Origin of the sequence: Paenarthrobacter sp. FR1, assembly GCF_051106045.1 — a bacterium.
Taxonomy (GTDB): Bacteria; Actinomycetota; Actinomycetes; order Actinomycetales; family Micrococcaceae; genus Arthrobacter; species Arthrobacter nitroguajacolicus_A.
Genome location: NZ_JBPFSF010000007.1, coordinates 101212 through 125920, shown reverse-complemented (window position 1 = coordinate 125920; position 24709 = coordinate 101212). Strand labels below are relative to the sequence as shown.

Genomic DNA, 24709 nt, shown 5'->3' with positions numbered 1-24709 from the left:
TTGGTTCAGCTATTGCCCCTTGGAACGAATCTTAAGGGCATTAGCTGGACGTGAACTCCCAGGTTAAGACAGGGCTGTGACGCTCAGTCTCCGCACCATCGCCGTGCCGCCTTCCACAGTGAGACCGATGGCCACGTTTCCGGGTGTGGGGAAGACCAGATCGGTAATTGTCACCTTGCCGCCTTGGGCAAACACCTCCACGGAGCCGTGGTCAACGACCACCTGCAGCTTGAGCACGCCGTCCTCAAGAGTCACTGGTGTCGACTCTGCGGACGCGAACTTCGCATGGAAAGAGGTGTTGCCAGACCTTCGGCGATCCAGCGTGAGCTGGTTCGTGACGGTGTCGAAGCTGAGAACCGTTGCGGCGCCCCCGTCCGGAGCGCCCAGGAGCGTCAAGGCAACTGTCCGGGCCGTGCCGGGCAGGATGTCGGCCTCGATCATCTGCACTGAGCCGTGCTCCGCGTCCGGCAGGGCCACGGTGGAATCGTGGACCTCCAGCTCCGCAACGGTAAGCAGCGACCGCCCTGAATCCGTTGGGAGGACCGGCCGCTGGATCAAGCGGGGACGTCCGTTGACGGTGGCCAGTCCAACCTCGCGGGCAAGCGACATGCTGGAGCGCCACGGGGAGGTCGGCAGCGAATTGGCGTAATCCCAGTTGCTCATCCAGGCGATCATGACGCGGCGGCTGCCCGGTACGTTGCTGAAGGAAACCGCTGCATAGTAATCGCGGCCCCAATCCAGCCAAAGGCAATCCCGGAGATTCGCATTCCCGTCCTCAACCATCGAATCAGCGTCCGCAGTGAACCGCACGCCATCGAAATGGCCTACGAAGTACTGCCCGCCCGAACCACCCGCCACGGCACCGGGGTTGATGTTGACCACCATCACCCACCTGACGTCGTCGGGGTTACCGTCGACGGGAAGCGGGAACAGGTCAGGACATTCCCATTCGCCGCCCGTGGCATTGGCCGGGCCGAAAGTGCTCAAGTACTCCCAGTCCTTGAGATCGGCAGAGCGGTACAGGACAACCTCCTGGTGCTGGGCCTCGACCGCCACCATCACCCAGTAGGAACCTGCCGGACCCTCGAAGCGAAACACCTTGGGATCCCTGAAGTGGGCCGAGCCCCGGCCCAGGACCGGATTCCCCGCATACTTATGCCAGGTCATGCCGGCGTCAGTTGAGAACGCCAAAGACTGCGCCTGGGTTCCTTGGTGCTCCGTGCCTTCCTTGAAAGCACTCGTGTAGATGGCCACCAACGCCGGATTCCCCGGAGTGCCGAAACCAGCGGTGTTCCCGGCGTCCACCACAACGCTGCCGGAGAAGATGTCCTCTTGGTCATCGCAGGCAATGGCCACCGGGTGTTCGGTCCAGTGGAGCAGGTCCTCCGAGGTGGCGTGACCCCAGGACATGTTGCCCCAGACGTTGTCGAACGGGTTGTTTTGGTAGAAGAGATGGTAGAGGCCTTGGTAGAAAACCAGGCCGTTGGGGTCGTTCAGCCAGGTGCTGTGGGCCGTGTAGTGCAACAGCGGGCGGATGGTGGGGGCGGTGTCCTCGCCGGGACCGGCCGGGCGGATTGTTGTATCAGTCATTCGGGTTCTCCCGGGAAGCGTGTGCCAGTTCCAGCGATTCGGCCAGTTCGGCACGGGTGGGCGGGTTTGCTCCATGCCGTCCCACCGTGATGGCAGCCGCGAGCGATGCGACGGTGCCCAGGCGGGTGAGTTTGGCGGCGTCGAACTCACCGTCACCTTCCTCCAGCAGGCCAGCGATCAGGGCTGCCATGTAGGAATCGCCCGCGCCGACCGTATCTTTGACGTCCACCGCGCGCGCCGGCACGTGGACTTCGGCGCTCTTGGACCACAGCAAGGAACCTGCGCCGCCGTCGGTGATGATTGCGGCTTCCGCGCCAAGGTCAAGCAGGCGGCGTCCGACGGCGGGCAGCGACCACCCGGGGTAAAGCCACAAGGCGTCTTCCGAACTGAGTTTCACCACCGTTGCCAGGGCTGCTGTTTCTTCGAACGTTTGCAGAGCTTCGTCGTGGCGGGGGAGCAGCGTCGGACGGATGTTGGGGTCGTACGTGATCAGGCAGCGGCCGGAGAACAGTTCCAGCAAAGCGCGCACCTGCGTTGCCCCGGGGTCGAGGAAGGTCGCCAGCGAGCCTGTGTGCAAAACCTTCGGCAGGAAGGTCGGACTGATCTGTGGGAGGTCCCAGTGGAAATCGAATTCATACTCCGCGGAACCGTTGCTGTCCAGGACAGCCGTGGCAGTGGAGGTCTTGGGGAGGGATTCGGCGCCCGGGAGCAACCGCACTCCGGCTTTAGCCAGGTGTGACTGGATGCTTTGGCTGCGTTCGTCCTTGCCCAGTGCCGTGAGGAAGGCGGTGCCTACCTCCAGCTGGCCGAGACCGAAAGCGACGTTCAGTCCTGATCCGCCGGGAAATTCGACGGCCCCGGCTGCGGTGTCGATGATATCGATGAGGGCCTCGCCCACGACGACGACGTCCGTTTCCGGGCAGGAGGGGACTGGGCGGCTGTGCATTATTGTCCTTTTGGTCTGGTGGCGAACGGTGTCGGACGCCAGTGAAGTCAGGTGGTGGTGCGTGCGGAAAGATCTGTGCCACGACTGTGGCTGTTGGAGGGTGGTGCGGCAACGGATTCCCGAAGCACCATGGGGCAGGGGAGGATGGTGGGCTGCGCAGTGAACTGCTGCAGGTCCGTCTTGCCCTCGATGGCGTCGATCAGGTTCTTTGTTGCCCAGGCACCCATTTCATAGTGCGGAAGAGCCACTGTTGTGAGGGCAGGGTAGAGGTTTTCGGCGATGAGCTGTTGGTTGTCGAAACCTACGATGGAGATGTCCTCGGGTATCCGCAGCCCAAGTTTCGCCGCCGCCCTGTAGGTGCCCATGGCCATGCGGTCGTTGTAGCAGAAGATGGCCGTGGGACGGTTGGGGGATTTCAGTACCCGCAGTGCAGCTTGGTAGCCGCCGGGTACCTCGGAAATTTCCGAGTGGACCAACTCTTCATGGAACGTCAGCCCGGCGTCGGCCAGCGTGTCCTGGAATGCCTTGAGCCGTGAGTGTGTTGCGGGTACGTCGTCGGTGTTGTTGATCATTCCAATGCGCGTGTGGCCGGCGTCGATCAGCGTTTGCACCGCGAGCCGTGCGCCCCCGGCTTCGTCGGGGATAACCGAGGAGACCGAGTTGCTGATGTCCTCGGAGTCCACAAGGACTGCCGGAACACCCGACAGGTTCCTGGGGACGGACAGCTTCCGGTGGTACATGGTGGCGTACAGGATGCCGTCCACCTGGCGGTCCAACAGATCTGCAACGTCGCTTTCGCGCGAGTCCTGGGAACCGGTGCTGGTGGAGTTGATGATCATGATGTTGTACCCCCGGGCCCTTGCTGTTTCCTCGGCTCCAAGGATGATCCTGCCTGCATGCGGGGTGGTGGCGATTTCCTCGCTGATGAACCCGATCATGCCGGAACGTTGGGTGCGCAAGGCCTGGGCCAGGCGGTTTGGTCCGTAGCCCAGACGCTGGGCCGCCTCGTGGACCCGTTCCCTTGTTTCGGTGCCTACGCGGGCATAAGCAACGTCATTGAGGACATGGGAGACGGTGGTGACAGAGACACCGGCAGCGGCGGCCACGTCTTTGATACCTACAGGTCTTTTGGTCATTGCTTGTCCCACGTCCTCATGGTTTTGATGTTGTGTTGCTGATCCTACGTTCGCGTACCCGTCCCAGTAGGCTATCGAGGAATTTCCACGGCCTGGCCTGATGGGACGGCTCCTTCCGGCTCGAAGCTGATGGTCGGGGTTGCCCTCACCGCGTTGGCCCTCCTGTCTGCGATTACTTGGGCGTCATTTCCGGAGTCCAGGATCGTGTTCCGGGCAGAGCCGGATTCAACAAGGACCGTTGTCACGGCCAGGCCGTCCGAAGCCCCGGTGGTCAACAACGCATCCACTTGGGCAGCGAAGCACGAGTCGCTTGATTCTGCGCGAACGTCGAGGGCCACCACGTGGTTGTTGGACACGAAGTTGCCTGCTCCCTCCACCAAGCGCACGATGACAGGGGCCGCCCCTGTCGGCCGGACGCCCCTGGCGTCCAGGACCTCGGAGAAGTGGTTGCCGATCACGGAGTTGTTGTTGCCGCTGACACTGAGGAGCCCGAAGAGGTCGTTGCGCCCGTTGTCGACTCCCAGGAAGGGGGTCCACGGTTCGTGGTCCCGCAGGAAATGGTTGGTGGCCACAAGGTTCTCCGAACTGTTCCCGGCAAGGATCACCATCCCCGGGTAGAACGAGTGCAAGCGGTTGTTGGAAACGCTTGAACGCGTTACCCCGTCGAAATGGATGCTGCTTGCCCCGCGGGGAAAGATGTTGTTGGCAGTAATCAGAAGGCCGCCGTGGTTCTCGGCATAGATCGAATGCCCCTTGAAGCCGGCCCCGATCAGGTTGTCGGTGATCTTTGACGCCTGCCCCCAGCCACGGAGTTCGATGCAGCTCCCGCATTCGGCAATGAAGTTGTCGTGAATGGAGAGAGCGTCCGCTTTGTGGATGGTGAGCGCGTTCTCGAGGTAGATGAATCCCATCCCGTTGATGCGGAAGGAATCATTGGCGCTCGCCACGTAGATTCCGGTCTTGCCGTTGACATAGCTGTTCTCCGCGGGCAGCTCTGAACCGTCCGGGATGAAGTGCAGTCCGTCGATGCAGAAGTTGGAGAACTCCACCGAGCTGATCCGCGGGCTCCCTTCCCGCTCGATGAGGAAAGCGGCGCCCGTGGAGTCGCCGGCTTCGCCGGGGGGAAGATCGACAATCACCCGGCTCCCGCCGGGCCACAATTCGTGCAGGCCGGCCCATTCGTCCTTGGGCACGTTGAAACGGATGCTTGAGGACGTGAAGCCGTGGCCCGAGCCTTGGATCCCGAGGAAGCTGATGTCGATCACCACCTGGGTGCGAAGGTGATAGTCCCCGGGCGGAAGGTAGATCACCGCCCCCGGCTTGCCGCCGTCGTTCTCATCCGTGGCCGTCTGACGGTCCTTGATGTCCGCGATGATGCTGTTGATGACTTCCCCGATGTCCTCGGACGGGTTGCCGACCGGCCAGGTGGTGACGTCGTAGTAGTTGCTGTGTGACATGGATTCCTCTCTTAGCCTTTGACCGCACCGAGCGTCATGCCGGCCACAATCTTGCGCTGCAGCAACAGTGTCAGCAGGATGACCGGGATCGAGTACACGGCGGCAAGGGCCGTCATGGATCCCCAATCCAGGCCGAACTGGGTCTGGAAGTTCGCAATCACCACGGGGGTGGTCTGCGAACGGATGGCCGTCATGAGAAGCGCGAACAGGAACTCGTTCCAGGAAGCCAGGAAGGCAAAGATCGCTGTGACCGCGATGCCGCCGGACACCACCGGGATCACCACCCGCCACAGGGCGCCCAGCCTGCTGCAGCCGTCCACGGTTGCGGCCTCTTCTAGGTCCCGGGGGACGGATTCGAAGAAGCTGCACATCAGCCAAATGGAGAGCGGCAGCGAGATGGTGGTGTGGGCAATGGAGAGGGCGATCGGGGTATCGGACAAGCCCACCGAGGCCATCATCGACGCCAGCGGAATGCCGATGGCCACCGGTGGAACCATACGGGTCACCAGTGCAGCCATGATGAATACCTGGCCGCTGGGGGTCTTGTAGCGGGTAATGCCGTAGGCGGCCGGAACGGCCAGAACCAGCGATAGCAGGGTGCTGATGACGGCGGTCTGGATGCTGTTGATGAAGGATGCCAACACCCCGCTCCGGCCCAAGGCGTTGGTGTAGTTCTCCAGCGTCCATTCCCTGGGAAGGATGGTCGGTGGGACGGCGATGGTATCGATCGGCGTCTTGAAGGACGTGAACAGCAGGTACAGGAACGGGAAACCGTAGAGGACCATGGCCACTGCCAGCAGGATCCACAGGATGGTCCGGGTGCTGCGCCGGCCGGCTTCGAGGCCTTCACGGTTGGCCCCGCGCCGCTTGCGCAGCGGCTGCGCTTCCGGGAAGTCCGACGACGGCAGGCTGGCTGTGGTGGTGACGCTTGTGGTGCTCATCAGTTGTCCTTTCCTGGCCGCCAGATGGTGGTCACTGCAACAAAGGCAATGGCCAGCATTGCCAGAAGGTAGATCGTGCCCATGGCACTGGCCAGGCCGGGGTCGCCGAAGCGGATCATGGTGCGGTAGATCAACAGGCTCATGGTTTCGGAGGCTGACTGCGGTCCGCCGTTGGTCTGGATGAGGATGGTGTCAAAGGCCCTGGCTGCATCGATTCCGCGGACCACCAGTGCAACGGCGATCACTGGGCGAAGCAGGGGAAGGATGATCCGGAACAGGAGTGCCGGAGCCCGTGCACCATCCAGGCGGGCGGCCTCAATCAGATCGCCGGGGATGTTCTGGAGGCCTGCGAAGAGCACCAAGCACATGAAGGACGTGGTGAGCCAGATGTCCGGGATGGCTACCGAGAACAGCACGATGTTGGGGTCGGACAGCCAGCCGATCTGGTTGGGGTCCGAAAGGATCCCTGCCTGGTGGAGGAGCGTTCCGATCAGACCGAAGTTGTCGATCATCAGGAACTTCCACAGCAGGCCCGCCACGATCGGGGCGATCATCAACGGGTAGAGGAAGACGGTCCGCCAAATCTGGGATTTCTTGCCCAACGTGGTGAACAGCAGTGCCATGCCCAGGCCGAGCGCGAATTCGAGGGTCACCACCACCAAGGTGTAGGCGAACGTACGCCATCCGGCGCTGGTGAAGGCCTCGGAGGTGAAGGCGGTGACGTAGTTTTGGAACCCCACAAAATCGCGGGGCCCGCCGGCGATGGGGGAGATCTTGAAGAAGCTGTCTGCCACCAGGCGGAAGAGGGGGTAGGCCACGAATACGGCCAGGAACAGTGCCGCGGGCGTCATCAGATAGAGAGCGAAGCGGCGATCGGAGATACGCACGGTATTTCTTTTCTGCTGGTTGGGACCGCGGCCGGCACTGTCATTCAGTTGCTAACGGTGCCGGCCGCGGAGTTCTACTTCAGGAGGTCCTGGATCTGCTTCTTGGCATCGGCCAAGAGGGCGGAGGTGTCGCCACCGGCCACGGCCTTCTGCAGCAACGGGATCAGGACGGTATCAACGATCTGCTGCCACTTGGCGGTGGCGGGCCGGGTGGCCGTGGCCTGGCCGTTGAGGGTCTCGATCAGCGGCTTGAAGCTCTCGTAACCGGGCTGGTCCTGGTACTTCTGGAAGGCGCTGATCCGGGAGGCCAAACCGAGCTTGGATTCGATTCCCTTGTCGTTGTAGTCATAGGCGCACTTGACGAACTTCTTGGCGGCGTCAGTGTTCTTGGTGGCTTTGGGAACGGACAGGTACCAAGGTCCCGGAACGCCTGCGACGCCGGCGCTGCCGCCAATCATTGCTGCGGCTCCCACCTTTCCTGCCACCGGGGCATCGGCGGGAATCTGGCGGTAGGCGTGGGCCCAGAAGCGGGTCATGGCTGTCTTGCCTTGGTTGAACAGGTTCTGTGCTGCTGCCCAGTCAACCTGTGCTGCACCGCTCGGGGCGTCTTTGGCCAGGCTTACGTAGAAGTCCAGGGCTTCCTTGTGGGCGGCGTTGTCGATGACCACGTTGTTGTCCTTGTCCAGGACCATCGGAGAGCCGGCCTGGAGGACGTGGGCCAGCCATTCGGTTTCCACGGCGCCCTTGACGTCCGTGCCGTACATTCCATCCTTGGTGAAGAACTCGGAAACGTCCTGGTACTGCTTCCACGTCTTGGGGGCGGCGAGCTCGTAACCGTACTTGGCTTGGAAGTCAGCCTTGTTCTTGGCGTCCTCAAACAGGTCCTTGCGGTACAGGATGATCTCGGCATTGGTCCATGCCGGCATGCCGATGAAGTGGCCATCCACGTTGGCTTCCTTGACGAGGGCCGGGAAGATGTCCTTCTTGACGTCGTCCGTGAAGAGTTCGTCCATGGGCTGCACGGCGTCCTTGAAGCTGGGAAGCCATACGGAGTCGAGTGCGGCGACATCGAAGGAGACGTTGCCGGAGGAGAACTCGCTGGAGAGTCGGTTGAACATGCCGTCGTAGGGGAGTTCGACGAAGTTCACGTCGATGCCGGCGTCCTTCTTGCACTGCTCGGCTACACCTGTCAGTTCGGCGTGGCCGCCGGCTTCAACCAGGACGTTGATGGAGCTGGAGCCGCCCGAACCGCCTGAGGATGGTGCGGGACCGCCGGCGCCACAACCGGTGGCAACGAGTGCGACGGCGGTGCACAGCCCGCCGAGGGTGACGAGCTTGGAGATGGTGTTTCGAGTGGACATCGCTGTCGACTCACTTTCTCTTGAACGGAAATTGCAGAGAGATGGGGATGACACGTCTTTGGCTTGAAAAATCGTTTTGCCAAAACGACTTGGCAACACTCTAGGTCTGGAAGTTGGAGAGTGTCAAGGGTCACTTGCGGTGCGCGGTCTTGCCAAAATTACTCCCCGGATTTTGTCGTTGACAGTGTTGTTCGGCGCCACTTACTGTTTGTTCCAGCTCCCGATAAAACGATTTGGCATTTTGGCATGGAAGCCACGCTCACTAAGCCATTGCCCGGACGCGGGAGTCCGGGCCAATGGGGCGGGGCCAATCAAGCAAGACCCAATGAACAAGGACTGGCAGGAGACCCCTATGGAAATTGACGAGACGCTTGACGTGAAAAACACCAGTCGTCGGATGCTCGTCGGCGCTGGAGCCGTGGGCACGCTGGCGGCCGCGCTAAGTCTGGGAATGTCCCCGAAAGCTGAAGCTGCGCAGGATGCGAAAGCCGGCAACTTCAACTCGCCGAACACCTATGACGTCACAGCTTGGCGGATCAAGGGCCAGCCCCAGGTCACAGCTGAGTCGGATATCGGCGCCGTCATCAACGACATCATTGCCGATATCAAAAAGCGCCAAACGACGCCGGACACCAGGCCGGGAGCCGTGGTGATCATTCCCCCAGGGGACTACGACCTTCGCACCCAGGTGGTGGTGGACGTGGATTACCTCACCATTGCGGGCTTCGGCCATGGCTTCTTCTCCCGCAGCATCAAGGACAACGTGGACCCTGTGGGATGGCTGAACCTCCAGCCGGGCGGCAGCCACATCCGGGTCCTGACGCCCTCTTCCGCGCCACAGGCATTCCTCGTGCGTCGGGGCGGCAGTCCGCGCCTGTCCGGAATCGTGTTTAGAGACTTCTGCCTGGACGGGGTCAATTTCATCCCGGACGGGAACAGCTACAGGAACGGGAAAACGGGCATTGAGGTCGCATCCGACAATGACTCCATCCATATCACCGGGATGGGGTTCGTCTACCTTGAGCATGCCCTGATAGTTCGCGGCGCAGATGCCCTCCGGATCCACGACAACATGATCGCCGAGTGCGGAAACTGCGTCGAACTAACTGGTGCCGGGCAGGCAACGATCGTCAGCGACAACCTGATGGGTGCAGGCCCCGAGGGTGTGACGCTTCTGGCCGAAAACCACGAGGGCCTGCTTGTCACGGGGAACAACTTCTTCCCGCGAGGACGAAGCCTCATCGAGTTCAATGGCTGTAACCGCTGCTCCGTATCGTCGAACCGGTTTCAGGGCTTCTATCCTGGCATGATGCGCCTGCTGAATGGATGCAAGGAAAACCTCATCACGTCCAATCACTTCCGCAGGGGCACCGAGGGGTTCCCCCCGTTTATCAATCGCACAAACGGTCTGGACGACCTCTACGGCGTCCTCCATACGCTGGGAGACAACAACCTCATTTCAAACAACCTCTTCGCCTATGACGTCCCACCGAACAAGGTTGTCCCCGCAGGCGCCCAGCCAACCATCATCCTGATCGCGGGAGGGGATGGCAATGTCATAGCCACCAACCACGTGGTCAGCAACGTTGCCACCCAGCACGTGGTTCTTGACGGATCCACCACCCATTCAAAGGTGCTCGACAGCGGATCCGCAACCACCATTACGTCCTACAGCCCGGACACGGCAATCCGGCCCACACCCTAAGGCCCGGAAAGGAAGGCGCGGCAGTACGACGGCGGCTGGTCACCAAGGGCGACCAGCCGCCGTCGTGCGTTTTGTACAGCTAATGCCCCTAAGAACGCACCTTGAGGGCATTAGCTGTACGAAAACTCCTAGTCCGCCTTGACCGCAAGGACCGGGCAGTCCGCTTCCAGGAGGATGCGCTGGGAAACGCTGCCCATGATGAGCTTGCCTACCGGGCTGCGGCGGCGGAGGCCGATGACGATGAGCTGGGCATTGTTCTCGTCGGCGGCGTCCAGGACTTCCGCGGCCGCGTCATGGCCGCGGACCGGCTGCTTGATGATGTGCTGGATGCCCTGATCGGCAAGGCGTTCCTCGATGCTTTGGATGTCCGGTTCCTGGGCGTAGCGGTTGTCCACCAGGGCGTCGCCCTTGGAGGAATTGATGACCAGGAGGGTGTCGTTGCTCTTCTTGGCCTCGGCGATGGCCTGCGTCAGCGCCGCTTCGCCTTCTGGTGTGGGGACGTATCCCACCACGATGGTCATGGTTTCTCCTTGTTGTGCTGAAAATGCCTGGGTGGGAGTGGTCAGTCGCTGTAGTCGGCAGCTCCTGAATTGGCCGGGAGCAGCGGTTTCTTCGCTGGACGGTTGCGCCGGACGAGCTTGAAGATCAGCGGCCAGGCCAGGATGAGCGCCACGATGATGTAGACCACGATCGCGATTGGCTCACTGAAGAGGCCCGCGGGGTCGCCGGCGCTCAGCTGCAGGGTCTTGCGGAGCTGGCCTTCAATGCGCGGTCCCAGAATGACTCCGAGGATCAACGGCAGGACGGGCAGCCCGAAGCGCCGCATCATGAAGCCGAGTGCGCCCAGCACCAGCAGGATCACCAGATCAAAAGCCTGCAGGTTGACGGAGTACGCGCCCAGGGTGGCGAAGAACAGGATGCCCGCGTACAGGTACGGGCGGGGGAGCTGCAGCAGCTTGGCCCAGACCGGTGCCAGTGGAAGATTGATCAGCAGGAGCAGGAAGTTGCCGATGAAGAGGCTGGCGATCAATGCCCACACCAGGGGACCCTGGCTTGAGAACAACTGGGGGCCCGGCTGGATGCCGTAGGACGTGAAGGCAGCGAGCATGACGGCGGCGGTGGCGTTGGTGGGCAGGCCCAGGGCAAGCATCGGGGTCAGCGTCCCCGCAGCCGCCGCGTTGTTGGCCGCTTCGGGTCCGGCGACACCCTCGATGGCTCCCTTGCCGAATTCCTCAGGGTGCTTGGTCAGGCGCTTCTCGGTGACGTAGGAGAGGAACGTTGGGATCTCGGCACCGCCGGCGGGCAGGGCGCCGAACGGGAAGCCGAATGCCGTACCACGGAGCCACGGCTTCCAGGAACGGGACCAGTCCTTCTTGCCCATCCACGGACGGCCTACCGGAATGACATGGAGCGGTGTGCGGCGCAGGTGGGCAGCAACCCAGAGGGCTTCACCGACGGCGAAGATCGCGACGGCGACCACCACGATGTCCAGGCCGTCCACCAGCAAAGGCTGGCCGAACGTCAGGCGGCGTTGGCCGGTAACGGAGTCGATACCCACCAGCCCGATCGCCAGGCCCAAAGCCAGAGAGGCAAAGCCGCGGAGCCTGGACGAACCAAGCACCGCAGTGACGGCCAGCAAAGCGAGGATCATGATCGCAAAGTAGCTCGGAGCGCCAAGGCTGACGGCGAACTGCACCACGATGGGTGCGAAGACGGCGAGCAACGCGGTGCCGATGGTGCCGGCGATGAAGGAACCAATGGCGGCGGTGGCCAGGGCTTGTGCCGCCCTGCCCGCTTTGGCCATCTTGTTGCCTTCGATGGCCGTCACCACCGACGACGATTCACCCGGAGTGTTCAGGAGGATCGAGGTAGTGGAACCGCCGAACATGCCGCCGTAGTAGATACCGGCGAACATGATGAACGCACTGGTGGGTTCCAACGCGGCGGTGACTGGGAGCAGCAACGCTACGGTCATGGCCGGGCCAAGCCCGGGAAGGACGCCGACGGCGGTGCCCAGGAGCACGCCGATGACGGCGAACAGGAGGTTCATGGGGGTCAGGGCGGTGGCGAAACCGTCCATCAATGAGGACCAGACGTCCATTAGAGGATTCCTTCCAGGAGCCCGGCAGGCAGTGCGATGCCCAGGCCGAGGTAGAAGCCGTAGAAGGTCAGCAGGGACAGGGCTATGGAGATCAGGCCGTCACGGATGTAGCGGCGGCTGCCAAGAGCCAACACGCTGCCCCAGAACAGGATGGTTCCGGAGATGACCCAGCCGGCCCAGTCGATGAGCAGGACGTTCAGGATGAAAGCTCCGGCCAGTGGGAGGACTGTTTTCCAGTCGGCCGGGTGGGCCAGGTCAACGTCTTCGCCACCTTCGGCTTCGCCCTTGCCGCCGCGGAGGACGTTGATGGCGAGGAGGACGGCGCAGACAATCAGTAGTCCGGAAACAATGAACGGGACGGTCTTGGGACCCACCGGGTCCGACTGCGAGTACGGGGTGACCAGGCCGTTCGCGTCCAGGAAAACCAGGACGCCGACCACGCCGAGCAGGAGGGAGACCCCCAGCTCGGCGCGGCCTTTCAGGCCTGTGGCTAAGGAGCTCACGCCAACCCGAGCTTGCTCAGGACGTCCGCCACCCGCTTGTCCTGATCAGTCAGGAACGTCTGGAATTCATCGCCGGTAACAAAGGCATCGGACCAGCTGTGGGTCTTGAGCGCTTCCTTCCAGCCAGCGGAGGCGTGCATCTTCTCAAGGGCGGCAATGAGGGACTTCTTGTCCTCGTCGCTGATGCCCGGAGGAGCCACGATGCCGCGCCAGTTGGTGAAGATCAGGTCAATGTTGGATTCCTTCAGCGTGGGTGCGTCCACGCCTTCAAGACGGTTCTCGCCACTGGTCGCCAGGACACGGATCTCGCCGGACTTGATCTGCTGCAAGTACTCACCGGCACCTGAAGCTGCGAAACCGAGCTTGTTGCCGAGGATGGCTGGGAGGAGGTCGCCACCGCCGTCGTAAGAAACGAAGTTGACCTTGGTGGCGTCGATGCCGACAGCACCGGCCAACTGCATGGGCAGGAGGTGGTCCGGGCCGCCCGGCGAGGAGCCACCGCCAACCGAGATGGAACCCGGGTTGGCCTTCCACGCGGTCACCAGGTCGTCGATGGTTTTGTACGGGGAGTCCTTGCCGACCATGATGGCGCCCGGTTCCTCGATGAGCTTGGCCAACGGTGTGGTCTCAGTCAGCTTGGACTCGGACTTGTTGGTGTAGCTGGCTCCAACAACACCCAGGCCCATGAGCATGGTGAGGTCGCCGTTCCCCTTTTCATTGACGATGCGGGCCAGGCCAACAGTGCCACCGGCGCCCGCCAGGTTGAACACCTCGGTGTTGGTGGAGATCTTCTCGTCATCCAGGACCTTCGCGGCGGCACGTGCCGTGGTGTCGTAGCCACCACCGGGAGTGTTCGGCACCATGATCTGAAGTCCCGTGATGGGTCCTGCTGCGCCGGTGCTTTCAGAACCGGTGGACTTACCTGTGGCACCGCAGCCGGTGGCCATCAGGGCGATGCCGGCGGCGACGGCGGCGACTCGCAATGCGCGGATCTGGCGCATGGTGTTCCTCTTCTCATCATTGAAAATTCGGTGCAGGGCCCTCAGCGTTGTGCCCCGCTCACTTGATGCTAGGTGCGTACGTGACGGCTATCACTCTTGTGTTCGCAGTGATCTTTAAGTTCATTGCGTTCACGGGATTGGACCTCTGAGCTGGTCTTCCGTGCCGCTGGGGTATAGTTCCGATACGCCACGGGGGAAGCTGTTGCCCGCCCCCTCACTGGCACCATCAAAGGAACCCAGCAGTGACTCGACTGACTCGACTGCCTCAACGAAGAGGCATGTCCCTTGCAGGGCAGTACCTTGTGCTGCAGTTGCTGATCGTGTTGGCCGTTCTGGTAGCAGTCGTTGCCATCTCCCTGGCCCAATCAGCTGCCGCATTCGAGCGGACTGAGGGCCGCCGGGCGTTGTCCGCCGCAGAGGCACTGGGCAACAACCCGGCAGTACGGGCCTTGCTGCCGGAGGCGGAACCGCGGGTTGGCTCAGCGCTCCCGGCTGTTGCGGAATCTGTCCGTACCGTTTCAGGCTCATCCCATGTTGCCCTGGCAAAGCTCGACGGCACGGTGGTGGCTTCTTCCGATCCCAGCCTTCTGGGCCAGCCGCTGCCCTTGGGTGAAAGCAGGGTCATGGAAGGGCGTGCCTGGACCGGTGTCCTGTCCGGTAGCAGCGGTGCGGTGTTGTCCGCCCACGTCCCCGTTTTGGATGACAGCGGAACCATGATCGGCATAGCCTCCATCAGCCGCAATTATCCATCCACCATCGAGCGTCTTGGGGACGCCGTTCCCAACCTGCTCACCTACTTGGGCGTGGCCAGCGTCTTGGGTGTTGCAGGTTCATTCCTGCTGTCCCGGCGCGTCAAGCGGCAGACCCTCGGTATGGAGCCTCGGGAAATCACGGGCCTCGTGGAGAACCGCGAAGCAATGCTGCAGGGACTGAAGGAGGGCGTGGTGGCCCTGGATCCCCACGAGCGCATCACGGTGGCCAACCAGAGCGCCCGGCAACTCCTTGGGCTTCCACCGGATTGCGTAGGGAAGAAGCTGCGATCCCTGCACGTCGATCCGGCATTGAAGGTGGTCCTCACCCGCGAACAGTCAGACCCGGATCAACTGGTGCTGGTGGGGGAGCGGCTGGTGGTCATGAACCGTGTTGCCCTCCGCTCGCACGGCCGCGACATCGGCTCCGTCACCACGCTGAGGGACCGGACAGAGCTCTCGTCCCTGGAGCGCGAACTCGGCGCTACCCGTACTGTCACCGATACCTTGAGGGCACAGGCACACGAGTTCGCCAACCAGCTCCACGTGATCTCCGGTCTCATCCAGATTGGCGAATACGACTCCGTAGTCCAGTTCGTCAACGGCGCCACCGTGGACAGGACGCGGCTCAACGACGACGTCACCAGCCGGATCGAGGACCCTGCGCTCGCAGCACTGCTGATTGCCAAAGCCAGCCTGGCTACCGAGCGTGGTGCGGAACTCAAACTGGACCCGCAGTCCGCGCTGTCGCGCGTCAAGGATGAACTCTCCCGGGACGTCACCACCGTGGTGGGAAACCTGGTGGATAACGCGTTCGACGCCGTCACCGGCCTTCCGGGGGCGTCGGTGCGGGTGCTGGTGGTCGACTCAAAGGACGGGGTCGCGGTCACCGTCCGGGACAACGGCCCGGGGGTGCCCTCCGGCTCCACCGAGGACATCTTCCGCCAGGGTTTCTCGACGAAGGAACCGGGTCAGGGCGATGCCAGGGGCTTCGGATTGGCGCTCTCGAGGGTGATTTGCCGACGATCCGGTGGAGACTTGACGGTGGCCAATGACAACGGTGCAGTCTTTACGGCACGATTCACCAAGCACGATGCAGATTCCACAAAGGGGGCAGCGAAGACATGATCAAGGTCCTGATTGTCGACGACGACTTCATGGTGGCCAAGGTCCACGCAGGTTTCATCCGGCGGACTCCCGGCTTCGAGGTGGTGGGTGTCGCCCACACCGGGGCGCAGGCATTGACGGAAGCACGGCGGCTGCAGCCGGATCTGGTGCTGCTGGATATACACCTCCCAGACATCAACGGCTTGGACCTCATGCACCAGCTGCGGGACGTCGCCCCGGACCTGGACGTGCTGGTGATCAGCGCCGCCCGGGAAGTGGAAACGGTCCGGAAAGCCCTGCGTGGCGGGATTGTGCACTACCTGATCAAGCCGTTCTCCCAGTCCGATTTACAGGAACGGCTGGAGCACTACCTCAGCGCCTACCAAGGGCTGGATGCTTCGAAACATGAGGCCGAACAGTCCGACGTCAACCGAGTTTTCGGGCTGAGTGGTTCCGAGCGGACCCTGCCCAAAGGCTGCAGCGTGGAGACCTTGGAACTGGTGGAGTCCGCATTGAAATCAGCGTCGGGTGATTTGTCAGCCGCTGAGCTTGCCGAACAACTCGGGACCTCCCGTGTCAGTGCCCGCCGCTACCTTGAGTACCTCCACGACGAAGGCTCCTTGGACGTTCGACTCAAGTACGGCGTCGGACGTCCTGAACGGCGATATGTGCTGAAGGGGCGGTGAGGTACCAGCGGCCCGGTTGCCAACGCAGGCCCATAACGCCTCACGGCGGGACCGACATTGTGATTGCTGGGCCTGGCTGGAGAGCAGAGAGCCCTCGACCAGATGTGCGCCGTTTGGCTCCAGTCGAGTGGCTCCACACCGAAACAGGGCCTAAACGGCGGCGAGTGGCTGTTGTTTGAGTTCGTTCAGCCGCGTTCGAAGTTCGTCTGAGGTCGGAGGGTTGGCGCCGGGTCGGCTCACGGTGATCGCTGCGGCTGCCGCTGCGGTCTGGCCGATGGTTTCGAGTGCTGTAGGGGCAAGCCCCTTTTCCCCTCTGGCCAGCAGCTCATAGATGAGGGCGGCCATGTACGAATCACCGGCACCGATGGTATCTGCAACGTGGGTCTTCACGGAGGGCATGCTGCGGCGGGCTGCGGCGGTGGCCAGAAGTGCGCCTTCCGAGCCCCGGGTGATGATTGCCAGCCGAGCCCCCTGTTTGAGGAGCACGGATGCTACGTCGTCCAGGGAGGACCCGGGGTACAGCCATTGAGCATCTTCATCGCTGAGTTTGATGACGTCGGTGAAGGGGAGCAGGTCTTCGAAGATCTGCTTTGCTTCGGCATGGCTGCCGAGCAGGGCTGGGCGGATGTTGGGGTCGTAGGTGACCAGGCAGGAGTCGTGACTTTGTTCGAGGAGGGCGCGCACGGTGGTGGCTCCGGGAGCCAGGAACGTGGCGATGGATCCGGTGTGAAGGATTTTCGGAATCATCGCCGGCGCTAAGGCGGCGAGGTCCCATACGATGTCGAACTCGTAGCTTGCGGAGCCGTCGGTTGCGAGCGTGGCGGTGGCGGTGGCGGTGCGCTGAAGGGACTCTGATCCGGGAAGTAGCTCGACGCCCGCGCTGTGGAGGTGCGTGGTGATCGCGGCGCCGTGTTCGTCCCCGCCGATTGCTGTGAGAAGCCCGGTCGGTACTCCCAGGCGACCCAGCCCGTAGGCGACATTCGCGGGGGAGCCACCTGGGTAGCTGATGGTTCCTTCTCGGGCGTTCACAATGTCGATCAAGGCTTCGCCAATGACGACAACATCCAGTTGCTGTTGGGCGGAGCCGCTCGGGTAGGTGCTGTGCATCTCGGTACTTTCGGTCAGGACGGCGGACGTATGGGTCCGTCCGCGGACCTGTCGGCAGGTCCACGGACGGAGAAATGGGTTCCGGTTGGACGGAAGGAAGGGTTCGGAGTGGACGTCAGGCCTTGGCCGCACCTGTCATGATGGCGACGGCGTCGGTCATGGAGTGGGATTGCGGGGTGATCGTGGCCGCGCATTTGCCCAGCCGCTGGATGTGTATGCGGTCAGCAACGTCGAACACATGGGGCATGTTGTGACTGATCAGGATGACCGGCAAGCCCCGGTCGCGAAGGTCACGGACCAACTGGAGCACCTGGTTGGATTCGCGGACACCCAAAGCCGCTGTCGGTTCGTCGAGGACCACCACTTTGGACCCGAAGGCCGCTGCCCTGGCCACGGCTACTGCTTGGCGCTGGCCACCGGAGAGATTTTCGACCGGAACCGTGACGTCCTGCAGGGTGGATATGCCCAACCGGGTCAGTTCCTCCTTGGCTTTCTTGCGCATGCCCTTGGTGTCGAGCATCCGCAACAGGCTCCCGAGGGGGCCGGGCAGGCGCTCTTCGCGGCCGAGGAACAGGTTGGAAGCGACATCGAGTGCCGGCGATACGGCCAGGTTCTGGTAAACCGTTTCGATTCCGTGGACACGGGCGTCCTGGGGTCGCTTGAAGTGGACCTGCTGCCCGGATACGAAGAGTTCTCCGGTGTCCGGGACCTCGGCGCCGGTGAGGCATTTGATGAGCGTGGACTTACCGGCGCCATTATCGCCGATGACGGCAAGGACTTCGCCCGGGTAAAGGTCCAGGCTGACGCCGTCGAGACCGACGACTCGACCGAAGGTTTTGACGAGGTTCCTGGCTTTGAGGATGGGCTCACGGGTTTCGGTACGGGGGGCTTCGTATTGTGTAGCGGTCATGACTTGACCTTTCGGATCCACTGATCGACGGAGACGGCAATGATGATCAGAATGCCCACGGCGAGGGTTTGATAGAGCACGTCCAGGCCGGCGAGGGACAGTCCGTTGCGGAAGACACCAACAATCAGCGCTCCGAGGAGCGAACCCCAGATCGAGCCGCGGCCGCCGAAGAGGCTGGTGCCACCGATCACGACGGCGGTGATGGAGTCCAAGTTCAGGTCGACGCCGGCGTTGGGGCTGGCGGCGTTGGTGCGGCCGATCTGGATCCACGCTCCGATAGCGAGGACTGCGCCTGCGGCGAGGTAAACACTCATCAGGACGCGGTTGACGGGGATGCCAGCCAGTCGGGCTGCTTCTTTGTCGTCTCCGACGGCGTAGACATGCCGTCCCCAGGCGGTCTTGCCCAGGATGAAGGCGACGGCGACGTAGAGGAGGAGCATCATGACCACGCCGGTGGAGATCCGGACAGGTCCTATGGGAAAGGTGCTGCCAAGCCAGGTGAGCATGTCCGGCATCGCGGAGCCACGCACGGTGCTGCCGCCGGAGTACAGGAGCGTCAGGGCGATGAAAATGTTCAAGGTTCCCAGCGTCACGATGAACGGTGGGAGCCGGAATCTTGTGACCAGGAAGCCGTTCAGAGCACCGGATCCCAGTCCGACGACGAGACCGGCAATCAGCGCAATCGGGCCCGGGATGCCGTTGCTGACCGCGAGTTGCGCGATGACCATTGAGGACAGGATCATCACCGCACCTACGGAGAGGTCGATTCCGGCTGTGAGGATGATCAGGGTTTGGGCGATCGCGAGGGTGCCGACCACGGCTACCTGTTGGGTGATCAGGGACAGATTCTCAACTCGCAGGAACCGGTCATTGAGGAGCCCGAAGACAATCACCGCGATCAGCAGGACAATGGCGGGGCTAAGGGCTGGGTATCGGTGGAGAATGTTGCGGATTCTGCTGAGGGGAGTCTGGCGGTCGAGGAATTCCTCGGCCAGGTCAGCATGCCCGGCACTTGGCGGGCCGGCGGTCTGTTGCTGGGTCACTTTGGGTTGCTCCTGAACTTCCATGTTCTGTAACTGCTGTGCGCGGGGAGACGCTGCTTGGCTCGCCTCCCCGCGTTCTGTGAGGTTCTACTTGCCCCAGCAGACTTGGGATGCTTCGGTGGTGGTGATGCTCTTCACGCCATCGACGGGCTTGTCAGTGACGAGTTCGACGCCTGTGTTGAAGAAGTCCAGGCCTTCGGAGTTGGCCGGCTTCTTGCCTGTCTTTGCCAGATCAACGATGGCCTTGACACCCAGCTCGGCCATCTTTACTGGGTATTGCTGCGCCGTTGCGCCGATCACACCGGATTTGACGTTGTTCACACCTGTGCAGCCACCGTCAACGGAGACAATCAGGACGTCCTTTTCCTTGCCAGCCGACTTCAGGGCCTCAAACGCGCCGGCGGCGGCGGGTTCGTTAATCGTGTAGACAACGTTGACATTCGGGTTCTTGGCCAGCAAGGTCTCCATCGCGGTCCGTCCACCGTCTTCGGCGCCTTGGGAAGCCTGGCTGCCAACGATTTCGTAGTCACCGCCCTTGCCGCCCGTGTAGGTTCCGGTCTTGGCTTCGTCGCCGTTTTTCTTCTTATCCGCAGTGTCGATACCAAGGCCGGTCAGGAAGCCCTGGTCGCGGTTGTAGTCCACCGAGACCACCTTGTCGTCAAAGAGGTCAATGAGAGCGATGACGGCCTTCTTGCCCGCCAGTTGCTGGGCGGTCCACTTGCCAATGAGCTCGCCGGCGTTGAAATTGTCGGTGGCGAACGTGATGTCAGCGGCATCGGCAGGGTCCGGGGGAGTGTCGAGGGCGATGACGAACAGGCCGGCGTCCTTGGCCTTCTTCAGGGCATCCACGACGGACGGGCCGTTGGGGGTGATGAGAATTCCCTTGTCGCCCTTGGAGATCGCATTCTCGATGGCCTGGATCTGGGTGTCCTCGTCGCCGTCCGCCTTTCCGGCAGCAAGCTTTAGATCGACGCCGTCGGCCTCGGCGGCCTTCTTAGCGCCGTCTTGCATGGAGACGAAGAACGGGTTGGAGGTGGTCTTGACGATCAGCGAGACACCGATTTTTTCATCTGGCCCTGCGCTGGATGAAGGAGTGGAGCTCCCTCCACAGGCGGTCAGGCTAAGTGCGCCGAGCGTCAGGACTGCACCGGCAGCAAGAAGGCGAGTCCGGGCGGACCGCGTGACTTTGGAACTCAACATTGAAACTCCTGTTTTTGTGGCTGTTGGAGACGCTTTTTCAGCGACTGACAACGTTGTCAGGTAACATGTAAGCAAGCTCACACGATAGAGTCAAGTGTTAATTCCAAGTTGAGGAGCAGCCAGTTGACAACGGTGTCTAATCGTTACCAATCCGATTCCGGGCGTAAGCGCCCGACGATGAAGAACGTGGCCGATCTCGCGGGGGTCGGGATAAAAACCGTTTCGCGAGTAGTAAATAACGAGCCGGGGGTGTCCGAGGCGACCCGCCAGCGGGTAATGCGTGCGACCGAACAATTGCAGTATCACTTGGACATCACAGCGGGCAGCCTGAAGCGTTCCGGACGTCAGACCCAGTCCATCGGCTTGCTGCTCCCGAGCGTGTCCAACCCGTTCAGCGGGGAGATTCATCGGGCCATGGAAGACGCACTGGCTGTGCGTGGAATCGCCGTCTTCGCTGCAAGCCTGGACGATGATCCTGACCGGGAGAGGAAGCTCATTTCGGCTTTTCTGGGCCGTCGGGTCGACGGGCTGGTGCTGACTACCATCGCCAAGAGCCAGGCTTACATGATCCCGGAGCACTCCAGGGATTTACCGCTGGTGTTCATTGACCGAGAGCCTGCCGGGATTGAGGCTGACGCGGTCGTCACTGACAACGAAGTTGGCGCGGCAAAGGCGGCGGCCCATCTCACACAACATGGGCACTCCCGTCTCGCTTACCTTGGGGACCGGACAGACATCCAGACTGCAGGGAGGCGTAAGGCGGGGTTCCTGGACGGTGTAGGACGAGCCGGCATCTCCGTGGTCGACGTCGATGTCCGGGAGGACCTTCACGATGAGGAAACCGCGTTCCGGGCGGCTTACGAACTGCTGACGAGCGAAAACCCCCCGACGGCCATCTTCTCCAGCCAGAACTTGGTGACGTTCGGCGCCATGCGGGCCCTGAAGGCCCTGGGGATGCATCACAAGATTGCTCTCATTGGTTTTGATGACTTCACCTTGGCCGACATGATGGACCCCGGCATCACGGTGATCGCCCAACACCCGGAACGCATTGGCAAGCTGGCAGCTGAGCGGATCCTTGCACGGATCGATGGTGACAAAAGCCCCGCCCGAACTCATGTCATCCCCACGGAACTGATACAGCGAGGTTCCGGCGAAATCCGCCCCTCCAGTTAATCCGAACAAACACCAGAAGAATCCGAAAACCAACCGAGCAAGGACAGGCAATGACCAAGACACTGTATGCAGAGTTCACCGTCAAGGAAGGCAGCGAGGCCCGCGTCGCGGAAATGATGTCAACGCTTACCGGGCACGTCCGAAACGAGCCCGGGAATGTGACGTTCCTGCCGTACACGCGGGAAACCAACCCGCGGGAGTACTTTGTCTTCGAGGTCTACCGGGACGAGCAGGCTTTTCAGGATCATATCGGTGCCGAATACGGACGGGAGTTCAACGCCGAACTTGCTGATCACATTGAAGGCGACGGTTCCGTCCTGACCTGGCTGACTCCACTGGTGTAGTGCTCCCGTGCCGCCCGCAGTGGTTGAACGATGCGGCCAGCAAAGGATGCGGTGGCCGGCGAAAGCCGGGCACCGCACCTTTTCTGTTTCTGCCAGTCCCGGTGTGCTTACTTCTTACCGGGAAGGAACATTGATTGTTCCATGGGAGTCACTGTGAGGGACTTCAGCTGCGCTGTCCCGCCTTCTGCGAAGAGGGCCATCTTGTCCGCGCCGGCGTTGGGGAATACCTGGTCGGTGATGGTCTTCAGCCCGTCTGCGGTGAATACTTCCACCGATGAGCGGTCCACATAAACCTGCAAGGTGATATTGCCCTTCTTATCCAAAGTGACCGGGGCGTCCTCGATGGAAGAGAATGCCGGGTGGAAAGTGGTGTTCCCGGACTTGGTGCGGTCAACGAAGATTTTTCCGGTGGTGGCGTCATAGCCGATGACGGTGGAGGAGTTGCCGTCGCCCAGGACGGTGATGCCTGACTTTTTTGCCGTTCCCGGCGCGAAAGTGATGTCCACTCGCTGGACCTGCCCCGAGGTGGCCGCGGGCAGGGGGGTTGTTCCGGCCTTGATGGCGCCGCCCTTCTTATCCGTGTAGCTGGGTTTCTTCGCCAGCTTGTCCACCTGCTTGACCACGTTTTGGGCAAGGCGAGGTCCGTCCGGAGTCTGCGTCAGCTGCACCTCCCGGGGCAGTGACATGGAGCTGCGCCAAGGATTGGTCGGGATGTTGTTGGCGTAGTCCCAGTTGCTCATCCACCCCAGCATGACCCGCTTGTTATCGGGCATGTTCGCAAAGGAAACGGCCGCGTAGTAGTCGCGTCCGTAGTCCAGCCAGTCATAGGCTTCCAGTCGGGACTGTGCGGCCGTGGAGCTGGCCGTGAACTCATCGGCGAGGATGTGCCCCCAGCCGAATCTGTTGTTGTCGACAACCTTGATGTGCGCCTGCTGGCCCACGAATTCCTTGACATTCCAGGAGGCCCAATCCAAGGTTTCACTGTCGTTGCCGGTGGCCGTGCGGACTACCTGCCCGTTGACGACCAGGTTCACCGTTTCCTCATCGGACCTGGGAACAGCGGCGGTGTCAGTGAGCATGACGTGGTCAAGGGTGAGATGGCCCCATCCTCCCGTAGCCTCGTCAACGATCCGCAGCTGTGCATTCTGTCCCGAGAACTCCGAAACGTCCCAGCCTTTCCAGTTCAACAAGCCGGAATTGTCGCCCGCCAGTGAGCGGACCACGTTGCCGTTGACGAGAAGCTGGACGGCAAGGGTCTGGCCGGAGTCCGCCGCGCGGTTGCCGCCTCCGACCAGCATGGACATGAAGTTCTTGGTGATGGGGAACGCCGGGGAGGTCAGGGTGCCCTGGCGGTCATCACCGGGCACGGTGCCGGTTTCGAAGGTGTTGATGCGCTTGGCCCCGATGTAGTAATCCCCGCCGCTGGTGGCGGGTTGGAAATTGGGGGTCAGGTCTCCGGTTCCGGTCCAGGCGGCGTCGGCCAGCGTTGTACCGTTGGGCACTTCGAAGCCGTCAAACTTCAGCTCTCCTGGCGGTGGGGTGTTGTCCAGTTTGTCGGAGACACGGGGGTGCTTGCCGCCGCCGACGAGGAAGTTAAGGTAGTCATCGGTCACCGTGAAGGTTGGTGACTGCATGGAGCCCACCGGCCAGTCGCCGTCGTTGAATGAGTTGATGAGGCCGGCTCCGCCGAATCCGGTGACCGGGCTCTGCCCGGGGAGGGAACCGGCTGCCGGGGTGTCGCCGAAGGGGCCGTTCTTCCAGTTGCCTGGTTCGTTGTGCAGGGTCCAGCCGTTGTAGGTTCCGTCGTTGAAGCCTGCCAAGACAGTGCCGGCCGGCGCTTCGGCTACTGGTTCGGTGGTGTCAGAGGTGAAGGTGGTGCCGTCGAAGTCGCCCACGAAGTACTGGCCGCCGGAACCGCCCGCGACGCCGCCTGGATTGATGCTTACGACCATGACCCATTTGATGTTGTTTTTATCCCCATCCACTGCCAGCGGGAACAAATCGGGACATTCCCATTGGCCGCCGGTCGCGTTGGCGGGTCCGAATTCACTCAGGGCCGTCCAGTCCTTGAGGTTGCTGGACTTGTACAGGAGAACCTTGTGATCCTGCGCTTCGACTGCCGTCATGACCCAGTAGCCACCGCCGGACGGATTGTCGTACCAAAACACTTTTGGATCCCGGAAGTTAGCTGAATTGCGGTTCAGCACCGGGTTTCCTGAGTATTTGGTCCACGTCTGGCCGTCGTCGATGCTGTAGGCAAGGGACTGGGCCTGCAGGCCACGGTGGGGTGAGGGGTCCTTGTAGGCGCTGGTGTAGATGGCCACCAGCGGGGGATTCTTCTTCGTTCCGAAGCCCGTGGTGTTGTCCTTATCGACCACAATGCTGCCGGAGAACACGTCCTCCTGCGCATCGGTGGACAGCGCCAGCGGCTGCTCCTGCCAGTGAACCAAATCCTTCGACGTGGCATGACCCCAGGACATATTGCCCCACGTGTTGCCGGAGGGGTTGTGCTGGTAATACATGTGGTAGACGCCTTTATGGAAGACCAACCCGTTGGGGTCGTTCATCCAGTTCTTGGCGGGCGTGTAGTGGTAGGCAGGTCGAAACTGCTCACTTCCCACCTCCGGTGCCGCAGAGGCTGGCGCCACACCGGCCAAGATGCCCGAAAGAGTCAGCCCCGCCAGCGTCAACGCGGACGTCGCTGCCCGCACCCTACTGATAGTGGATTTCGTCATTATTCTTCTGTTCGCCCTTCATTG

At 62.0% G+C, this 24709-nt stretch carries 21 protein-coding genes; 5 read left to right on the top strand and 16 right to left on the bottom strand.

Translation table 11 applies throughout. The annotated features are described in order from the left end of the window. Positions 1-63 precede the first annotated feature (63 nt). The 7 genes from ACR30Z_RS14950 to ACR30Z_RS14920 form a co-directional block, all read right to left on the bottom strand. Positions 64-1590, bottom strand: a complete 1527-nt coding sequence (locus ACR30Z_RS14950) for a glycoside hydrolase family 32 protein (protein ID WP_434373305.1) — start codon at positions 1588-1590, stop codon at positions 64-66. Then, on the bottom strand, positions 1583-2536 hold the full coding sequence (locus ACR30Z_RS14945; protein ID WP_434373304.1) for a carbohydrate kinase family protein: 954 nt from the start codon (positions 2534-2536) through the stop codon (positions 1583-1585). Before ACR30Z_RS14945 ends, ACR30Z_RS14950 begins: the two co-directional genes overlap by 8 nt. A gap of 47 nt (positions 2537-2583) precedes the next feature. After that, on the bottom strand, positions 2584-3672 hold the full coding sequence (locus ACR30Z_RS14940) for a LacI family DNA-binding transcriptional regulator (protein ID WP_434373302.1): 1089 nt from the start codon (positions 3670-3672) through the stop codon (positions 2584-2586). 71 nt (positions 3673-3743) lie between these two features. Beyond that, a complete protein-coding gene (locus ACR30Z_RS14935; protein WP_434373301.1) occupies positions 3744-5129 on the bottom strand; it encodes a NosD domain-containing protein in 1386 nt (461 codons plus the stop codon). A gap of 11 nt (positions 5130-5140) precedes the next feature. Beyond that, positions 5141-6070, bottom strand: a complete 930-nt coding sequence (locus tag ACR30Z_RS14930) for a carbohydrate ABC transporter permease (protein WP_434373300.1) — start codon at positions 6068-6070, stop codon at positions 5141-5143. Further along, positions 6070-6957: a carbohydrate ABC transporter permease gene (locus tag ACR30Z_RS14925; RefSeq protein ID WP_144650214.1), complete on the bottom strand. Its 888-nt coding sequence runs from the start codon at positions 6955-6957 to the stop codon at positions 6070-6072. Before ACR30Z_RS14925 ends, ACR30Z_RS14930 begins: the two co-directional genes overlap by 1 nt. A gap of 74 nt (positions 6958-7031) precedes the next feature. Continuing rightward, a complete protein-coding gene (locus tag ACR30Z_RS14920; protein WP_144650216.1) occupies positions 7032-8318 on the bottom strand; it encodes an ABC transporter substrate-binding protein in 1287 nt (428 codons plus the stop codon). 352 nt (positions 8319-8670) lie between these two features. Between ACR30Z_RS14920 and ACR30Z_RS14915 the strand changes: the two genes are divergently transcribed. Continuing rightward, the gene (locus tag ACR30Z_RS14915; protein WP_434373298.1) at positions 8671-10023 is read left to right on the top strand and encodes a NosD domain-containing protein; all 1353 of its coding nucleotides are present in this window, start codon (positions 8671-8673) and stop codon (positions 10021-10023) included. Positions 10024-10151: 128 nt separating this feature from the next. Here ACR30Z_RS14915 and ACR30Z_RS14910 read toward each other — a convergent pair whose 3' ends face one another. From ACR30Z_RS14910 to ACR30Z_RS14895, 4 genes are read right to left on the bottom strand one after another with little or no spacing between them, the layout of a single operon-like run. Beyond that, positions 10152-10544, bottom strand: coding sequence for a universal stress protein (locus tag ACR30Z_RS14910; RefSeq protein ID WP_434373296.1), 393 nt, complete (start codon positions 10542-10544; stop codon positions 10152-10154). A 41-nt stretch (positions 10545-10585) separates the two neighbouring features. Next, positions 10586-12124: a tripartite tricarboxylate transporter permease gene (locus ACR30Z_RS14905; protein ID WP_434373295.1), complete on the bottom strand. Its 1539-nt coding sequence runs from the start codon at positions 12122-12124 to the stop codon at positions 10586-10588. Then, positions 12124-12627: a tripartite tricarboxylate transporter TctB family protein gene (locus ACR30Z_RS14900; protein ID WP_434373294.1), complete on the bottom strand. Its 504-nt coding sequence runs from the start codon at positions 12625-12627 to the stop codon at positions 12124-12126. Before ACR30Z_RS14900 ends, ACR30Z_RS14905 begins: the two co-directional genes overlap by 1 nt. Continuing rightward, on the bottom strand, positions 12624-13628 hold the full coding sequence (locus tag ACR30Z_RS14895) for a Bug family tripartite tricarboxylate transporter substrate binding protein (RefSeq protein ID WP_144650226.1): 1005 nt from the start codon (positions 13626-13628) through the stop codon (positions 12624-12626). The genes ACR30Z_RS14900 and ACR30Z_RS14895 overlap by 4 nt, the downstream gene beginning before the upstream one ends. Before the next feature lie 278 nt (positions 13629-13906). On the opposite strand from ACR30Z_RS14895, the gene ACR30Z_RS14890 reads away from it, so the two are divergent. Both ACR30Z_RS14890 and ACR30Z_RS14885 read left to right on the top strand, forming a co-directional pair. Beyond that, positions 13907-15505 carry a sensor histidine kinase gene (locus ACR30Z_RS14890; protein WP_434373293.1) on the top strand — a complete coding sequence of 533 codons (1599 nt, stop codon included), beginning with the start codon at positions 13907-13909 and terminating at the stop codon, positions 15503-15505. Beyond that, entirely contained in the window at positions 15502-16170 is a 669-nt protein-coding gene (locus tag ACR30Z_RS14885; RefSeq protein WP_434373292.1) for a response regulator, read from the top strand. Before ACR30Z_RS14890 ends, ACR30Z_RS14885 begins: the two co-directional genes overlap by 4 nt. A 150-nt stretch (positions 16171-16320) precedes the next feature. On the opposite strand, the gene ACR30Z_RS14880 is transcribed toward ACR30Z_RS14885, so the two are convergent. The 4 genes from ACR30Z_RS14880 to ACR30Z_RS14865 all read right to left on the bottom strand — a co-directional run bounded on the left by ACR30Z_RS14880 (position 16321) and on the right by ACR30Z_RS14865 (position 20430). Continuing rightward, positions 16321-17277, bottom strand: coding sequence for a carbohydrate kinase family protein (locus ACR30Z_RS14880; RefSeq protein ID WP_434373291.1), 957 nt, complete (start codon positions 17275-17277; stop codon positions 16321-16323). Between the two features lie 115 nt (positions 17278-17392). Then, positions 17393-18187, bottom strand: a complete 795-nt coding sequence (locus tag ACR30Z_RS14875) for an ATP-binding cassette domain-containing protein (RefSeq protein ID WP_434373290.1) — start codon at positions 18185-18187, stop codon at positions 17393-17395. Further along, positions 18184-19230 carry an ABC transporter permease gene (locus tag ACR30Z_RS14870; protein WP_434373289.1) on the bottom strand — a complete coding sequence of 349 codons (1047 nt, stop codon included), beginning with the start codon at positions 19228-19230 and terminating at the stop codon, positions 18184-18186. The genes ACR30Z_RS14875 and ACR30Z_RS14870 overlap by 4 nt, the downstream gene beginning before the upstream one ends. Before the next feature lie 87 nt (positions 19231-19317). Continuing rightward, a complete protein-coding gene (locus ACR30Z_RS14865; protein ID WP_434373288.1) occupies positions 19318-20430 on the bottom strand; it encodes a substrate-binding domain-containing protein in 1113 nt (370 codons plus the stop codon). A 177-nt stretch (positions 20431-20607) separates the two neighbouring features. Between ACR30Z_RS14865 and ACR30Z_RS14860 the strand changes: the two genes are divergently transcribed. Further along, a complete protein-coding gene (locus ACR30Z_RS14860; RefSeq protein ID WP_434373287.1) occupies positions 20608-21606 on the top strand; it encodes a LacI family DNA-binding transcriptional regulator in 999 nt (332 codons plus the stop codon). Positions 21607-21656: 50 nt separating this feature from the next. Further along, positions 21657-21950 carry a putative quinol monooxygenase gene (locus ACR30Z_RS14855; protein ID WP_434373286.1) on the top strand — a complete coding sequence of 98 codons (294 nt, stop codon included), beginning with the start codon at positions 21657-21659 and terminating at the stop codon, positions 21948-21950. 107 nt (positions 21951-22057) lie between these two features. Here ACR30Z_RS14855 and ACR30Z_RS14850 read toward each other — a convergent pair whose 3' ends face one another. Beyond that, entirely contained in the window at positions 22058-24685 is a 2628-nt protein-coding gene (locus tag ACR30Z_RS14850) for a GH32 C-terminal domain-containing protein (protein ID WP_434373285.1), read from the bottom strand. Between the last annotated feature and the right edge of the window lie 24 nt (positions 24686-24709).

Bases quoted from the DNA above. Each gene is read 5' to 3' on its own strand.
- ACR30Z_RS14950 (WP_434373305.1), bottom strand. From the start codon at position 1,590: ATGACTGATACAACAATCCGCCCGGCCGGTCCCGGCGAGGACACCGCC.
- ACR30Z_RS14945 (WP_434373304.1), bottom strand. From the start codon at position 2,536: ATGCACAGCCGCCCAGTCCCCTCCTGCCCGGAAACGGACGTCGTCGTC.
- ACR30Z_RS14940 (WP_434373302.1), bottom strand. From the start codon at position 3,672: ATGACCAAAAGACCTGTAGGTATCAAAGACGTGGCCGCCGCTGCCGGT.
- ACR30Z_RS14935 (WP_434373301.1), bottom strand. From the start codon at position 5,129: ATGTCACACAGCAACTACTACGACGTCACCACCTGGCCGGTCGGCAAC.
- ACR30Z_RS14930 (WP_434373300.1), bottom strand. From the start codon at position 6,070: ATGAGCACCACAAGCGTCACCACCACAGCCAGCCTGCCGTCGTCGGAC.
- ACR30Z_RS14920 (WP_144650216.1), bottom strand. From the start codon at position 8,318: ATGTCCACTCGAAACACCATCTCCAAGCTCGTCACCCTCGGCGGGCTG.
- ACR30Z_RS14915 (WP_434373298.1), top strand. From the start codon at position 8,671: ATGGAAATTGACGAGACGCTTGACGTGAAAAACACCAGTCGTCGGATG.
- ACR30Z_RS14910 (WP_434373296.1), bottom strand. From the start codon at position 10,544: ATGACCATCGTGGTGGGATACGTCCCCACACCAGAAGGCGAAGCGGCG.
- ACR30Z_RS14905 (WP_434373295.1), bottom strand. From the start codon at position 12,124: ATGGACGTCTGGTCCTCATTGATGGACGGTTTCGCCACCGCCCTGACC.
- ACR30Z_RS14895 (WP_144650226.1), bottom strand. From the start codon at position 13,628: ATGCGCCAGATCCGCGCATTGCGAGTCGCCGCCGTCGCCGCCGGCATC.
- ACR30Z_RS14890 (WP_434373293.1), top strand. From the start codon at position 13,907: ATGTCCCTTGCAGGGCAGTACCTTGTGCTGCAGTTGCTGATCGTGTTG.
- ACR30Z_RS14885 (WP_434373292.1), top strand. From the start codon at position 15,502: ATGATCAAGGTCCTGATTGTCGACGACGACTTCATGGTGGCCAAGGTC.
- ACR30Z_RS14880 (WP_434373291.1), bottom strand. From the start codon at position 17,277: ATGCACAGCACCTACCCGAGCGGCTCCGCCCAACAGCAACTGGATGTT.
- ACR30Z_RS14875 (WP_434373290.1), bottom strand. From the start codon at position 18,187: ATGACCGCTACACAATACGAAGCCCCCCGTACCGAAACCCGTGAGCCC.
- ACR30Z_RS14865 (WP_434373288.1), bottom strand. From the start codon at position 20,430: ATGTTGAGTTCCAAAGTCACGCGGTCCGCCCGGACTCGCCTTCTTGCT.
- ACR30Z_RS14860 (WP_434373287.1), top strand. From the start codon at position 20,608: ATGAAGAACGTGGCCGATCTCGCGGGGGTCGGGATAAAAACCGTTTCG.
- ACR30Z_RS14855 (WP_434373286.1), top strand. From the start codon at position 21,657: ATGACCAAGACACTGTATGCAGAGTTCACCGTCAAGGAAGGCAGCGAG.
- ACR30Z_RS14850 (WP_434373285.1), bottom strand. From the start codon at position 24,685: ATGACGAAATCCACTATCAGTAGGGTGCGGGCAGCGACGTCCGCGTTG.